This window comes from Sorangium sp. So ce367, from assembly GCF_051520455.1.
In the GTDB taxonomy this organism is placed as follows: domain Bacteria; phylum Myxococcota_A; class Polyangia; order Polyangiales; family Polyangiaceae; genus Sorangium; species Sorangium cellulosum_B.
This window is the reverse complement of record NZ_CP150334.1, coordinates 3314408-3327605: the sequence shown is the minus strand read 5'-3', so window position 1 is coordinate 3327605 and position 13198 is coordinate 3314408. Positions and strand designations below refer to the sequence as shown.

Annotated in this window: 14 protein-coding genes and 1 riboswitch; of the genes, 6 read left to right on the top strand and 8 right to left on the bottom strand. The window is 68.0% G+C overall.

The genetic code is table 11. The features are described 5' to 3' along the window. The first annotated feature begins 724 nt into the window (after positions 1-724). Complete coding sequence (locus WME97_RS12955) at positions 725-1057, top strand: hypothetical protein (protein WP_437552209.1); 333 nt, start codon at positions 725-727, stop codon at positions 1055-1057. 469 nt (positions 1058-1526) lie between these two features. Here WME97_RS12955 and WME97_RS12950 read toward each other — a convergent pair whose 3' ends face one another. From WME97_RS12950 to WME97_RS12925, 6 genes are all read right to left on the bottom strand, one after another. Next, the gene (locus tag WME97_RS12950; RefSeq protein ID WP_437552208.1) at positions 1527-1769 is read right to left on the bottom strand and encodes a cysteine-rich CWC family protein; all 243 of its coding nucleotides are present in this window, start codon (positions 1767-1769) and stop codon (positions 1527-1529) included. Continuing rightward, positions 1766-4078: a 5-methyltetrahydropteroyltriglutamate--homocysteine S-methyltransferase gene (metE, locus tag WME97_RS12945; RefSeq protein ID WP_437552207.1), complete on the bottom strand. Its 2313-nt coding sequence runs from the start codon at positions 4076-4078 to the stop codon at positions 1766-1768. The genes WME97_RS12950 and metE overlap by 4 nt, the downstream gene beginning before the upstream one ends. A 19-nt stretch (positions 4079-4097) precedes the next feature. After that, entirely contained in the window at positions 4098-4520 is a 423-nt protein-coding gene (locus WME97_RS12940) for an acyl-CoA thioesterase (protein ID WP_437552206.1), read from the bottom strand. Further along, positions 4507-4668 carry a hypothetical protein gene (locus tag WME97_RS12935; protein ID WP_437552205.1) on the bottom strand — a complete coding sequence of 54 codons (162 nt, stop codon included), beginning with the start codon at positions 4666-4668 and terminating at the stop codon, positions 4507-4509. The genes WME97_RS12940 and WME97_RS12935 overlap by 14 nt, the downstream gene beginning before the upstream one ends. 255 nt (positions 4669-4923) lie before the next feature. Next, a riboswitch (cobalamin riboswitch) is annotated at positions 4924-5130 on the bottom strand. A gap of 698 nt (positions 5131-5828) precedes the next feature. Next, positions 5829-6404, bottom strand: a complete 576-nt coding sequence (locus WME97_RS12930; protein ID WP_437552204.1) for a hypothetical protein — start codon at positions 6402-6404, stop codon at positions 5829-5831. A 931-nt stretch (positions 6405-7335) separates the two neighbouring features. Continuing rightward, a complete protein-coding gene (locus WME97_RS12925) occupies positions 7336-7524 on the bottom strand; it encodes a hypothetical protein (protein ID WP_437552203.1) in 189 nt (62 codons plus the stop codon). 350 nt (positions 7525-7874) lie between these two features. Between WME97_RS12925 and WME97_RS12920 the strand changes: the two genes are divergently transcribed. The 4 genes from WME97_RS12920 (at position 7875) to WME97_RS12905 (ending at position 11204) form a co-directional block, all read left to right on the top strand. After that, positions 7875-8456, top strand: coding sequence for a hypothetical protein (locus WME97_RS12920; RefSeq protein ID WP_437542220.1), 582 nt, complete (start codon positions 7875-7877; stop codon positions 8454-8456). A 173-nt stretch (positions 8457-8629) separates the two neighbouring features. Next, positions 8630-10069, top strand: a complete 1440-nt coding sequence (locus WME97_RS12915) for an IS481 family transposase (RefSeq protein WP_437542218.1) — start codon at positions 8630-8632, stop codon at positions 10067-10069. Between the two features lie 2 nt (positions 10070-10071). Continuing rightward, the gene (locus WME97_RS12910; protein WP_437542216.1) at positions 10072-10908 is read left to right on the top strand and encodes an ExeA family protein; all 837 of its coding nucleotides are present in this window, start codon (positions 10072-10074) and stop codon (positions 10906-10908) included. A gap of 14 nt (positions 10909-10922) precedes the next feature. Next, on the top strand, positions 10923-11204 hold the full coding sequence (locus tag WME97_RS12905; protein WP_437542214.1) for a hypothetical protein: 282 nt from the start codon (positions 10923-10925) through the stop codon (positions 11202-11204). Between the two features lie 105 nt (positions 11205-11309). Here the strand turns inward: WME97_RS12905 and WME97_RS12900 are convergent, their stop codons facing one another. Together WME97_RS12900 and WME97_RS12895 are read right to left on the bottom strand one after the other, a co-directional pair. Continuing rightward, positions 11310-11582: a hypothetical protein gene (locus WME97_RS12900; RefSeq protein ID WP_437552202.1), complete on the bottom strand. Its 273-nt coding sequence runs from the start codon at positions 11580-11582 to the stop codon at positions 11310-11312. A gap of 665 nt (positions 11583-12247) precedes the next feature. Next, positions 12248-12664: a response regulator gene (locus WME97_RS12895; RefSeq protein ID WP_437555376.1), complete on the bottom strand. Its 417-nt coding sequence runs from the start codon at positions 12662-12664 to the stop codon at positions 12248-12250. Between the two features lie 247 nt (positions 12665-12911). Between WME97_RS12895 and WME97_RS12890 the strand changes: the two genes are divergently transcribed. Further along, positions 12912-13055, top strand: a complete 144-nt coding sequence (locus tag WME97_RS12890; protein WP_437552201.1) for a hypothetical protein — start codon at positions 12912-12914, stop codon at positions 13053-13055. Positions 13056-13198 lie beyond the last annotated feature (143 nt).

Here is a 13198-nt window from a genome sequence, read left to right as displayed (position 1 = left end):
GCCCAGGATAGTTGCTGCACTATTGCGCAGACGGCTTGTTAGCCATCCCGAGAGCGAGCGGTACCAGTCACGCCAATTCACCTCATCGTGAGGGGGAGCGCTCTCGGTCACGGCCGTGGCGGTCGGCCCCTCCTCCCGGATCCCTGCTTGCCGATGAGTACCAACCCGTCCCGATCTGCTCCGCCGGCTTCGCCGTGATCCACTTGACGGCCCGGCCATGGACTACTGCCTCCCTCGGGCGTAGCCGGCCGCCCTCTCCGACGATGTTTAGGCGCATTCCGGATAGCTAGCTCAAATTCTCTCCTCGAAGCGCCCTCGGTGCCACTCTCGCCGACCCGAACCCGATCCCCTTGGCTCGTGCAAGGCGATCCCGCTTGCGAGCCACGAGGCCGGTCCCTCGTCGCGTCCGGAGTGGGGCGTGCCGACGCTTTCCGGCGGCGAATACTCGACGGGTCGGTAGGGGGCGGCGGCTGCGAGCGGCTGCTGGCATCGCGAGGATGGGGGCAAGCGCACGTCCGCGACGTCGGTCCCTCTTGACGTCCGTTCCTGGCGCTGGTCTTTGTCGCAGCGTCTCACACCTGGAGGGATCACGATGAAACCTACCCTATTCACTTCCTGCATCCCGTTCGCCCTCAGCGCGGCGATTGCCTCGGGTTGCAACGAAACGAAGCAAGTAACAGAGTCGCTTGCCGATTAGGCTGGGGTCAACGTTCGCACACCTCAAGTGGTAATTGACGAGGAGATGGCAATCGACGCTGATGGATGGCAGGCAAGGGGTTTCTCCTTCCCATCGCCAAGGCCCGTTCAGGTTACCGCGAAAGGCATCAAGAATACCGACAAAGGATTTCGCGTTCTTCTCATGGATTCCGCCCAGCTTAAGAACTTCAAGGCAAAGAAGGAATTTCGACACATACCGAGCTTCGAAGGACTAAAGATCCGCTCGTACTCTCATACCGGCGAGCTCCCGGCGGGAAGCTGGGTTGCTGTTGTGATGAATTCGGAGAACATCATCAATAGCATGGTCGTGGAGCTTAAGATCGTTGTCGATCCCAAGTGACCCGGCACAGGATCTGTTCATATGCTCGTACGCTATCGATCATCGGCGGTCGGTGCGTCGTCGCTGCTGACGATACTTGGACTTGTGATGAGCGGGACACTTCTCCACAACCCTGCGTGGATCTCATCATAGGGATTCTGGGAGTTGCCACGGTGCTCGTCAGCCTGGTCCAACTTGGCGCGTCGTTCATGATACCGGACGACGTGCAATGCCCGAAGTGCGGCGAAGGACGCCGCCTAAAAGTGCGTATGTCCGGCGTGCCGGAACTCCGGTCAATTGTCGACGGCGAGCGTTGAAACGCTGCCGGTTCTTCCCGCAGCGCTCAGCTCCGCGTGGCCGCGGCCGCGATTCTCGCGCTCGATGACCTCGGACGCCGGCACGCTCGACGAGCTCGCGCGTCGAAAGCGTGAGGGAGGACGACGTCCTCCCTCCGCCTCACCTTCAGGGGCCGCCTCGAGGCCGCGCGCGTTCATGACCGGCTTCGCACCAGCCGGTTGATCAGCTCGAGCATCTTGGCCGGATCCCGCCGCCCCGTCGCGCAGGCCTTGCACACGCACGCGACGCCGCGCGCCTCCTCGGGGACCCGCTCGAGCACGCTGGCGGGGATCGATGTCTCGAAGCACCAGCACGTCGCCGCCCCCTCGGCCATCCCGCATGCATTCGTCGCGTCGCACAGCGGGCAACGAGACGGATCCACATCGGCGCCCGTCACGCCGTCACGCCGGTGAGCCGCCGGCGAGCGAGCCGCGCCGCCTCCACCATGTTGACGAGCGCCGACTCGACCTCTGGCCAGCCGCGGGTCTTGAGCCCGCAGTCGGGGTTCACCCAGAGCTGATGACCAGGAAGCACGCGCGCCGCGCGCTCGAGCAAGTCGACCATCTCGTCGAGGGTCGGCACGCGTGGCGAGTGGATGTCGTAGACGCCCGGGCCGATCTCGTTCGGGTAGCGGAAGCGCGCGAAGTCGGTGAGGAGCTCCATTCTGGAGCGCGACGTCTCGATGGAGAGCACGTCGGCGTCCATGGCGGCGATGGCGTCGAGGATGTCGCCGAACTCCGAGTAGCACATGTGCGTGTGAATCTGGGTCTCGTCGCGGACGCCGCTCGTGGCGAGCCGGAACGCCTCCACGGCCCACTGCAAGTAGGCCCCCCATGCGTCGCGGCGCAGCGGCAGCCCCTCGCGGATCGCCGGCTCGTCCACCTGGATCATGGCGATGCCGGCGGCCTCGAGATCGGCCACCTCGTCCCGGAGCGCGAGCGCGATCTGCGCGCACGTCTCGCTGCGGGGCTGATCGTCGCGCACGAAGGACCACTGGAGGATCGTGACGGGCCCCGTGAGCATGCCCTTCACCGGCTTCGCCGTGAGCGATTGCGCAAACGTGGACCACGGGACCGTCATCGCGGACGGGCGTGACACGTCGCCGAAGAGCACGGGCGGCTTCACGCACCGGGAGCCATAGCTCTGGACCCACCCGTTCTCGGTGAAGGCGAAGCCGGCGAGCTGCTCGCCGAAGTACTCCACCATGTCGGTCCGCTCGAACTCACCGTGCACGAGGACGTCGAGACCGATCGCCTCCTGCTTCTCCACGCAGCGTCGCGTCTCTTCCTTCAGGAAGCGCTCGTACTGCTCCGGCGTCATCCGGCCCGCGCGCAGCGCGGCGCGGGCGCCGCGGACGTCGCCCGTCTGGGGGAAGGAGCCGATCGTCGTCGTGGGGAACGCCGGTAGGTCGAAGCGCGCGCGCTGCTTCCTCGCTCGTTCGGGGAACGCCGACGCCCGGCTCCGCATCTCGTCGTTCGCCGAGGAGACCCGCGCGCGGACCTCCGGGTTCCTGGTCCGCTTCGAGGCGCGCCGCGCGGCGAGCGCGCTCCGCGTCTCGTCGAAGAGCGCCGAGCTGGGCGAGTCCGTCGAGGCGGAGTCGGCGAGCTCGCGCAGCTCGCCGAGCTTCTGCGCGGCGAACGCCATCCAGCGGAGCAGCTCGGCGTCCAGCTTCTTCTCGGCGGACAGGTCGGCGGGCACGTGCAAGAGCGAGCACGACGGCGCCACGAGAACCCTCTCCGGCCCGAGCTTCGCGACCGCGCGCCGGATCAGTCGGTGCGCGGCGTCGAGATCGGTGCGCCAGATGTTCCGGCCGTCCACCACGCCCGCCGAAAGGGACATCGACGGCGGGAGCGCGGCGAGCGCGGCGTCGAGCTGCTCCGGCGCGCGCACGAGATCCACGTGGAGCGCGTCACCGCCGGATCCCGCGGCGAGCGCGAGGTTCTCGCCCAGCGCGCCGAAGTACGTCGCGAGGAGGATCCGAGGGCGCTTCGCGCACGCCGCGAGCCGCGCGAACGCCAGCCGGCAGGCCTCTCGAGAGCGCGCGTCGAGGTCGAGCACGAGGCAAGGCTCATCGACCTGGACCCACGCGACGCCCCGGTCCGCGAGCGCCCCGAGCAGCGCCTCGTAGACCGGGAGCAGCTGATCCAGGTGATCCAGGGTGCTTGCGCCGGCAGGCGACCCCGGCGCGAGCTTCGAGAGGAGCAGGAACGTGACCGGCCCGATCACCATGGGGCGGGTCTCGACGCCGATCGAGCGCGCCTCCTCGAGCTCACCCACGATCTTCGCCGCATCGAGCTCGAACCGCTGGCCGGGCTCGAGCTCGGGGACGATGTAGTGATAGTTCGTGTCGAACCATTTCGTCATTTCCAGGGCGGCGACGTCGACGTCCGCGGCGCGATCCTGGAGGCCGCGCGCCATCGCGAAATAACGAGCGAGCGGATCGGAGATGGCGCGGTATCGCGCCGGGACCGCGCCGACGGCGATCGCCATGTCGAGCACGTGGTCGTAGAGCGAGAAATCGTTGCTCGGGATCTGGTCGATCCCCAGCGACTTCATCGACGACCAGTGCCGGCGGCGCAGCTCCGAGGCCGTCGCCTGGAGATCCTCCGCCGACGAGCCCTTCGACCAGTAGCTCTCGAGGGCCTTCTTCAGCTCTCGAACGATGCCGAACCGCGGATATCCGAGACATGTAGCGAGCACAGACATGTGAGACCTTCTTCCCTTTTCAGGACTGTGTGATCGGTTGGAGCGGTGGGACGCTCGTCGGCTTCCCGTGCGTGTCGAGCGCGACGAGGACGAGGCGGCCGCGGGTGGCGAGCTGCCGATCTCCGCTGATGAGATCCTCGGCGTAGAGGTCGACCTCCACGGTGATGGACGAGCGCCCCGTCGCGGCAACGCTAGCCACGAGCTCGACGAGCTGGCCCTGGCGGACGGGCACGTGGAAGTCGACCTTCTCACTGCTCGCGGTCACCACAGAGCGGCGCGCGTAACGCGAGGCGACGATGAACGCGGCCTTGTCCATCAGCGCGAGCGCCTGTCCGCCGAACAGCGTCCCGTAATGGTTCGTCTGCTCGGGAAAGACCATCTCGACGAGCCGGGCCTCGGTGATGCGTCCGGCCGCGATCCGCTCGACGTCAGAATGCGGCATCGAGGACGACCTCCCCGGAGACGCCGACCTGATACGCGGAGACACGGCGTGGGGGCGTCTTCGCCGGACTGGCGCCGCTTCTGGGGGGCATGTGGAGCGCGCGCAACTGCGCCGCGCCGTTGCTCTTCATCAACGGTTCGTTCAGCATGGCATCCTCCTCGTCGTGCTCGTTCCGAGCGGTCCCGGACCGCTCGCGTCGATGCCGCGAGAGCGAAGAAGCCAGCCGATGCGCACGAGCGCGCTAGGCTCTTTGGAGGAGCCCTCGGACCGACCGCTCGCCCCCGCGGGCGAAAGGAAGACAACGCGGGAGGGGGTCGGAACCGGGACAAGCGCGAGAGTCTGCGCCAGCTCGGACCTACCCGCCTCCCTCGAGGCTTCCAGGTCAAACCGACGCCGGATGTCTCCCCAGCGCAGGATGTTGGCAGGTCTTCGGGCTCACGAGCGCTCCGGCTCTCGCCGGCTTCCTACGGTCCACCGCTTCCCAGCCCGAGGGCCAGTGCTCGTCGTGGAGATCGTTCTCGCTTACCGCTGCGGGGCAGCCCCGGATTCACACCGGGTTCCCTTTTGAGCCCCGGGCGAAGCCAGGGGCACCAACATGAACCACTACATATGGCGGACCGGCGAGCCGGTCAAGCGAGATGTTGGAGGCGTCAGACGAGCGGACCGATGGCCGCGCGGTCGCCGCCAGGAGACGGACGCGTTCGCGCTCGTCGCCCGGCCTCCGTCCGGCCTGCCTGCCACATCCTCTTTTCCAGGAGAGGATCGCCCAGCCGATGGCGGTGAACGGCCAGCCAGGAGAGTAGTGGATCCCCGTGACCGCCACGGGCTCGTACGCCAGGCGAGACTCGTTCGCGGACTGGACCTCTCGCCAACCTCGCGTTGAACACGTTCTGAACGTCCACAGCCGGTTCTTGTAGTGGTAGCGGCCGCTGACCTCGACGCCGTAGCGTCGCGTCTGCCCTGACGCCTCAGTGCTCCCTGCGTTGCCGCTCCAGACCAGCTCCGAGTCCAGGTCGAACAGAAACCCCGCCGCGCTCCGGGTCAGGTCGCGGAGCGGCGTCACCCGCGCGCCGATCTCGTAGCCGGTGGCCGGCGAGATCGGCGACGCCGCGTCCTGGGGCAGGAGCACGTCGTGCGTCGTTCGAGTGGAAGCCACACCCGATGTCGGCAAGCAGGTCGAGCTGGCGGATGGGCGAGGCGACCGCCATCAGTGGCGAAACGCCCATGGAAAGCGGAATCGCGACAGCTGCATCGAGCCCGTCGCCTCCCGCCTATTCGTTAGTTTGTCAATCTGCTATCCACTCTAGCTCATCCGTCGCAGCCCTCGCTCCCTGCCGAGCAGTACACGGGCCACCAGGGATTGCACTGGTCGGCGTCCTGCTCGTCGCCTTTGCTCATATCAAGCAGCTCAGCAAACCTGGATTCGGCGTCTCCGTACCGCATGTGCATGTGTTTGACCGCGCCGCTCCCGTGAGGCGGGCGCATGATCACGAAGTGGAACGCCTCGCAGCCGTCCTCACCGGAGGTGAGCGCGAACTCGAGCCACACCGAGTCCGGGTACTCCGGGAAGTAGTGGGGATCCGGCGCGAAGCCCTCGTAGGAGTATGCGCACCGCTCGGCGAGCGGCACGCTGCCTTCTCGGTCGCTGTAAAACGACATCTCTCTCATCTGCTTGAGCGCCACTCGCCCGGGATTGCGGGGATCGTCCGGGCACTCCGCGGCCAGCGGGTCCGAAGTGAACTCGCCGTCCACGCCGAGGTACGGGACACCCTTGTTCGGTTCCTCGGCGACTACCTGGTCGTCGCCGGAATCATCGTCTCCACAACCGAGCAGAAGCACAGAAGCAAACGCGGCGCACAGCGCGCCAGTGAGTTGAGACGCCATGTTCTGGAGGGCTCCTTCGCCATCTCGATCCGACCGGGGCCGGTCAATGACACGGGGTTCGAGCAGGCGACCGAGCCTTAGCACGCCGTCAGCGTGGAGGTAGCACGATTTTTTTATTTCGTGTTACTGAGGCTGAGCCTCCGTTCACCTGCTCGAGCTCGGCCACGTCGCGACGCTGGACCGCTGGCGAGTTCGCGATCGCACTGGCGCACACGGCGCCCGAGCAGATAGAGGGGCCGCTGCGTCGAGGAGCACCGCGGCGGGGTCCGCGCCTTCCCCGCGGACCGGACGGGGCGGGTTATGAGAGGATGGGCTGCCTGATGAACGAGCGTGGTCTCCTGGGTGCGGCGCGGTCGCGGTCTCCTTCAGCTCGGATCCCCGGGATTGGGCGTCGGTCGAAGTGGCCCCGCTCGCGCTCGTCGGCATGGGCGCCACGCTTCGTCCTCGGCATCCAGCGGCCTCGCTGACGTGGTAAGCCGGCTGTAGCCCGCGAGCGGGCGCCGCTCGCTTGGGGGGGCCAGGCGGGGGAGCGGCCGCGGGGTCGAGGTAGACACCGGCGAGCTCGGGGCCGTCGATGTCGACCTGGGCGAGGGCGGAGCGGCCGCGTCGATGTCCGCTGATCGAGGGCGGAGCGCCGTCGTCGACCTGGCCGAACTCGTGCCGCACCTCCCGGCGAGGAGATCGAGGCGGACTCTACTGCTGCTCCCCTCGGCGACGCGGGCGCGGAGGTCGAGGCGCACGTCGGCAAGCTTGGTGTTATGGCCCTCCACCTGTTCGAGCTCGGCCAGTTTGCCGCGGAGGGAGCGGCACGGGCGCGCCGCGGGGGCGCCCTCGGCCAGGGGATCATGTCCTCCAGGTCGCAGCACGCCAAGGTTGGGGGCCCCTATGTACAAGCCAGCGCTCAAGCAGATAGCGCGGCCGCGTCAGCTCGCTACGGAGCGGCCACTGGGCCGTTCGGCGCGCGCACGGCCGACGCCGGCGAGCTCGGGACCGTCGAGGTCTTCATGCGCAGCGCGGCGAGCGAGCTCGTTGCCTGCCGGTCCTGCGTGCGCCGGCGTCCGGGGCCATGGGCCCGGAGCAGGTAGGGGAGCTGCAGCGTCCACCTGGTCGAGCTCGGCAACGGCGGCGGTGATAACCTCGCGCGCGAGTTCGGCACGGCGCCCGTCGTCTGTGCGGCATACGCGGTGCCGAGCAGACCGGGCGGCTGTGGCGTCGAGGTCCTCAAGGCGGAGCGGCCGCGGCGTGGAGGTGGACGCACGCGAGTTCGGCCGTTCGCCAGCGGGCACGGGGCGGTCTCTACCGAGTGCGCAACGCCTCGATGGCCTCCTGTGAGCAGCGCCAAGAAGATGGCGGCCCCCGGGCGCCATCCTGAGCGCGTTCTTTGAGGGGCGACAAACGAAGCCCCCTCAGAAAACTTGTCGAAGTCCTCCGAGGGGGCTCGCCTCCGAGTTGCCAGAAACGGAGGAGCCCATGTTCGACCATTTCACGCTCAAGGGCGAGTTCTTCGCGACGTTGGAGGCCCTGGACCGGGCGATCGCGCGGCGGGTGGCGGCGAGCCGGTGCTCGGCGTGCGGGGGCCCGCTGCACGCAGGCAACTACCCCCGCAAGCCGCGGGGCGCGCTCATCGCGCCGGAGGGCGAAGCGTTCGTCGTCCGCTTCAGCTTCTGCTGCGGCCGCGAGGGGTGCCGGCGGCGCGCGACGCCCCCGTCGCTGCGATTCCTCGGCCGGCGCGTGTACCTCGCCGTCGTCGTGATCGTGGCGAGCCTTGCCGCGCAGGCGATCGACGTCGCCAGCGCGCAGCCGACCGGCGTCCCGCGGAGGACGACGCGCCGATGGCTCACCTGGTGGCGTGGCCCCTTCCTCGCGACGGAGGTCCTTCTCGCGATCCGCGCCCGGCTCGTTGGCGTCGATGTCGGCAGGATCCCAAGGTCAATCATCGAGCGGCTCCCCGGTACGGCTGACGAGCAAATGCGCACGATGCTCCACCTGCTCGCGCCACTCACGACGGGCTCGGTCCTCGATGGATCATGTTTTTTGAGGGACATCGCATGACCACGGCGCCACGCAGAAGATGTCATTCGGCGTGGTTTCCGCGGTGAGATAGGGTTTCTCCGCCCGGTAGGTCCGTTCGCCGACCGCGCAGGAGACCTCATGAGCCACGAGCACCGGACGCGCGCGCGCCCGCCAAGGGCCCGTCTGCGTCTTTCGATCCGGAGGAGGAATCGATGAGCCACGACGACCAGGCGCCCATGCGCCTGCGCTGGGCGCGGATGCGCTTCTCCATCATCAGCCACCTGCTCGCCTCTCCGCCGGAGCCCGGCGAGCTCGCGAGTCGGATCGCCGAGCTCGCCGCGAAGTCCTGGCGACACCCGACCAAGGGCTCGGTGATCCGGCTCTCGCCCAAGACCATCGAGCGCATGTACTACGCGGCACGCAGCGCGGATGACCCGATCAGCGTGCTCGCGCGCAAGGTCCCGAAGCACGCCGGCTCGCAGCCGAGAATCACGACAGCGGTCGCGTCCGCGATCGAGAGTCAATATCGCGATCACCCGCGCTGGACCTGGCAGCTCCACCACGACAACCTCGTCGCGCTGGCAAAGACCACCCCCGCGCTCGCCCCGGTGCCCAGCTACGCCACAGTGCGCCGCTTCATGAAGGCCCGCGGCATGTATCGCATCCAGAAGCGGCGCCAAGGCAGGGCGGTCGAATCGGAGATCGTGCCGCGCGAGACGCGCTCGTACGAGCTGGCCTACGTCAACGCGCTCTGGCACTACGACTTCCACGAGGGCAAGCGAAAGGTCATCACGGCCAGCGGGGAGCTGAAGACACCCTATCTCTTCGGCCTGCTCGACGACTGCTCGCGGGTGTGCTGCCACGCGCAGTGGTACCTCGACTGCGAGAGCACCGAGAACCTCGTGCACGGCTTCAGCCAGGGGATCCAGAAGCGGGGGCTGCCGCGCGGCGCCTACAGCGATCGTGGAGGTGCCATGAAGGCCGCCGAGATGCGAGAGGGGCTCGAGCGGCTCGGCATCGCGCAATATCTCACGCTGCCGAACAGCCCTCATCAGAACGGCAAGCAAGAGCACTTCTGGACGCTCGTCGAAGGGCGGCTCATGCCGATGCTCGAGGGCGAACCGAACCTCACGCTCGATTTGCTCAACACTGCGACCCAGGCGTGGGTCGAGCAGGAGTATCATCGCACCGTCCACAGCGAGCTCAAAAAGACTCCGCTCGATCGCTACCTCGAAGGCCCCGACGTGAGCCGCCCGAGCCCCGACTCCGAGGCGCTGCGCCGGGCTTTCCGCATGGAGATCTCGCGCCACCAGCGCCGGAGCGACGGGACGGTCACGATCGAGGGCGTGCGCTTCGAGGTCCCCTCGGCGTACCGCGTGCTCGAACGTCCCCGGATTCGTGTCGCGCGCTGGGATCTCTCCAGCGCAGAGCTCGTCGACCCGCGCTCGGGCGAGCACCTCGCCACGCTCTTTCCGCTCGACAAGGAGCGGAACGCGGACCGGGCGCGTCGCGCGCTCACCGAGATCACCGCGCCGCTGGCTCCGTCGAGGAAGCCTGCCGGTATCGCGCCGCTCCTGCGCCAGCTGATGGCCGAGTACGCGGCCACGGGCCTGCCGCCCGCCTACCTGCCCAAGAACACGGAGGACGATTGACCATGATGAGTCGACTCCTGTCTCTCTACAGTTTGAAGTACATTCCCTTCCGCGCCGACGTGCCCGCCGAGGCCCTCTACGTCTCGCCGCCCGTCGACGCCTTCCTTCGTCGCGTCGAGCTCGGTTTGGCCCACGGCGGCTTCGCCATGCTCACCGGCGATCCCGGCACCGGCAAGAGCATCGCTTTGCGCCTGCTCGCTGCACGGCTCGGCGCCCTGACCGACGTGGTGGTCGGCACCATCGAGCATCCCCAGAGCAGGGCCGGCGACTTCTACCGCGAGCTCGGAGATCTATTCGGGGTCCCGCTCTCGACCAGCAACCGCTGGGCAGGTTTCAAGGCGCTTCGCACGCGCTGGGCCGAGCACTTCGCCACGACGCTTCGGCGACCCGTGCTGATCCTCGACGAGGCGCAGGAGACGAGCACGCCCGTGCTCAACGAGCTGCGCATCCTCTCCAGCAAGGACTTCGATTCGAGGCAGCTGCTCTGCGTTGTTTTCGCCGGTGACTCCCGTCTCCCCGAGCGTCTCCGCACCGCCGAGCTCTTGCCGCTCGGCTCGCGCATCCGCCGCCGGCTCGTCCTCGACTACGCCTCTCGCGACGAGCTGCTCGCGTGTCTCGACCACGTGCTCGCCGCCGCCGGCAACCCCTCCTTGATGACCGCGGAGCTCAAGGCCACGCTCGCCGACCACTCCGCCGGGAACTACCGCGTGCTCATGAACCTCGCCGACGAGCTGCTCGCCGCCGCCGCCGAGCGCGAGCTGCCGCGGCTCGACGAGAAGCTCTTCCTCGAGATCTTCGGCGCGGCCCCGAGGCCCAAGTCCGCTAACCGCAAACGGTGAACCTGGAGGCGCCCATGCCACGCACCGCCAACGTCACGCTGCCGATCCCCGAGCCCCTCGCGCTGCTCGACGCCACGCTGCTTTTCCTCATCCAGGTCCTGCTCGCGCAGCACCCCGATCTGCTCGCGCCCCCCGAGGAGCCCGCGCCCCGCACTCCGGGCCTGCGCGCGGCCCGCCGCATCTTCGAGGCCGTCCGCGAGCTCCACGCCGCACTCGACGGCTACCGCGCCTTCCTCCCTGCGGATCACTCGCGGGCGCTCGGCGACGAGCGGCTCGGCGACGACATCCCGTTTTGAGGCGACCCCGCCCGCGCTCGGCTCATAACGCCGCGCGTCCCTCGATCTTCGCGCTCAAAGGCCCTCAAAATTCGTGCTCGTGTCCGTCCTGGCGTCGCGGCCCGGCTATGCCCAAGGCCGTGATGGCCATGACGCCGCGCGTCCCTCAATCTTCGTGCTCGGCACCCCCTCAAACTTCGCGAGCACGCTCACCTGGAGCGGGAATCGTCCCCACTCGGCCTCGAGCGGGTCTGTCATGCGCTGACCCGTGGCCGGGTTGGTGATGACGAGCTGAGGCGAGCCCTCTCCGCGCAACCAGTGAAACAGCGCCACCAGTCTCGCGTCACCTGAGAGTTCTGGGTCTTCCTTGGCATCCGATCGTACCACGATCAGCTTCATCCAGCTGGGTCGGTGCATGAGGAGTGCCTGAAGATCTAGCAGCATCCCCATGAGTGGCGAGTCGTGATCGCGGGGGTGCAATACCGTGCCTTGACACGCAGCTCGACGAGACTTGTGACGCGGCGCAGCGCAGAGGTCCAGGGACCCATCGGCCGAGCTCGGCGCCGCTGTTTGGGGCCGCGGGCTCACAAGTGGCACAAATCGTACGAAATGCGGTGCGCTCACCAGCGGCGCCAGCGTCGATGTTCACCTGGTCGAGCTCGGGACCAGCGGTAATGATGACGCCGCGCGCACGCTCGGCGCGCCCGTCGGCCAGCTCCGCGTCCATGGTTTGATGGCGTCCGAGCAGACAGGGCGGGCGCGGCATCGAGGTCCTCGACGCGGAGCGCCGCGGTGTGATGGTGAGCGACAGCGAGCTCGGAAGCCTCCGCCGGCGTCGTGTTAGATGGCGCCCGAGCAGACAGCGAGGCCGAGCGCCGGCATCGACGTCCGCTGGTCGAGCTCGGGAGTCGCGGTGGTGAGGAACCTCGAGCGCGATTTCGGCGCCGCGCGTGGCAGTCGAGGCGTATCAGCCCGCTCGGCGCCGTCGTCAGACAGGGCAGCTGCGCCGTCAAGATTCTCGAGCGACGAACTCGGGGCCGCGTCGATGTCCGCCCCCAATGAGCCTAGAGCATCTGTGTCGAGTTCCAGTAAAGGGTGAGCGTGTCCATAACCTCAGCGAAGCGCGCTGAGCCCATGGGCTTGAGCAGGTAACCGGCGATGTTGAGTCGATACGCCGCCGCCTTGTCGCTCTCGTTCGTGGAGCTCGTCAGCACCACAACCACCGTACTCTTGAGCGCCGGGTCGGCACGCATAGATCGAAGCAGCTCGAAGCCGTTCATCCGGGGCAACGAGAGGTCGAGCAGGACCAGACGCCGCTCCGCCGGAACCTGGTTGCTCCGCAGGACAGCAAGCGCCTCGACGCCGTCGTGGGCGATCCACAACGAGAACGCTGCCGTGACGTCTCGAAGCGCTCGCTGCACGCCCATCACGTCGACGTCATCGTCTTCCACGAGGATGATGTTCAGAGCTTTCGCTGCCATCTGTGCCGTCCGCCTCTGGTGGCGCTTCGCCATGAAGCAATGGGGGGGCGTCGATGTCCATCTGGTTGGCGCAGCGGCCCGGCGCGGGGCCGTGGAGGAGGTCGAGGCGCGCGTCGCACCATCTCGGCGCAGCCTCAAGCCCAGATTGACCATCCAAGTCAAGGAAAATCCTGCGGGTCGGATTTCTGGGCGGGGAGTGGTTCGTCCACCAAACCGATCGACGAACGGTCAGTCGCCAGCCCCAGACATGTTCCTCGATCTTCGTGGGCCGCTCCCCCCCGGCAAGGGCATCGACGGCCCCGAGCTCGCCGACGTCCTCCTCCTCGACGTCGCGGCGGCGCCGCGTCCGACAATGCACAGGGGTCAACCCGCCCCCGACGGGTGCATGTGAGTAACGGCATCCGCAGCGCGGAGGTTCGTCAACCAGTCAGGTCGATGGCGACCGCGCCAAGCTCGCCGCTGCCCGCCGCGACCCTCGACCCTCGCGCTTCGCCCCAGAGGGGCGACGGCAAGGCAGTGCTCGGTCCGTTTGGC

Excerpts from the sequence above, each read along its gene's own strand:
- WME97_RS12910 (WP_437542216.1), top strand. The coding sequence starts at position 10,072 with ATGATGAGTCGACTCCTGTCTCTCTACAGTTTGAAGTACATTCCCTTC.
- metE (WP_437552207.1), bottom strand. The coding sequence starts at position 4,078 with ATGTCTGTGCTCGCTACATGTCTCGGATATCCGCGGTTCGGCATCGTT.
- WME97_RS12940 (WP_437552206.1), bottom strand. The coding sequence starts at position 4,520 with ATGCCGCATTCTGACGTCGAGCGGATCGCGGCCGGACGCATCACCGAG.
- WME97_RS12920 (WP_437542220.1), top strand. The coding sequence starts at position 7,875 with ATGTTCGACCATTTCACGCTCAAGGGCGAGTTCTTCGCGACGTTGGAG.
- WME97_RS12930 (WP_437552204.1), bottom strand. The coding sequence starts at position 6,404 with ATGGCGTCTCAACTCACTGGCGCGCTGTGCGCCGCGTTTGCTTCTGTG.
- WME97_RS12915 (WP_437542218.1), top strand. The coding sequence starts at position 8,630 with ATGAGCCACGACGACCAGGCGCCCATGCGCCTGCGCTGGGCGCGGATG.
- WME97_RS12890 (WP_437552201.1), top strand. The coding sequence starts at position 12,912 with ATGTTCCTCGATCTTCGTGGGCCGCTCCCCCCCGGCAAGGGCATCGAC.
- WME97_RS12935 (WP_437552205.1), bottom strand. The coding sequence starts at position 4,668 with ATGCTGAACGAACCGTTGATGAAGAGCAACGGCGCGGCGCAGTTGCGC.
- WME97_RS12900 (WP_437552202.1), bottom strand. The coding sequence starts at position 11,582 with ATGAAGCTGATCGTGGTACGATCGGATGCCAAGGAAGACCCAGAACTC.
- WME97_RS12905 (WP_437542214.1), top strand. The coding sequence starts at position 10,923 with ATGCCACGCACCGCCAACGTCACGCTGCCGATCCCCGAGCCCCTCGCG.
- WME97_RS12895 (WP_437555376.1), bottom strand. The coding sequence starts at position 12,664 with ATGGCAGCGAAAGCTCTGAACATCATCCTCGTGGAAGACGATGACGTC.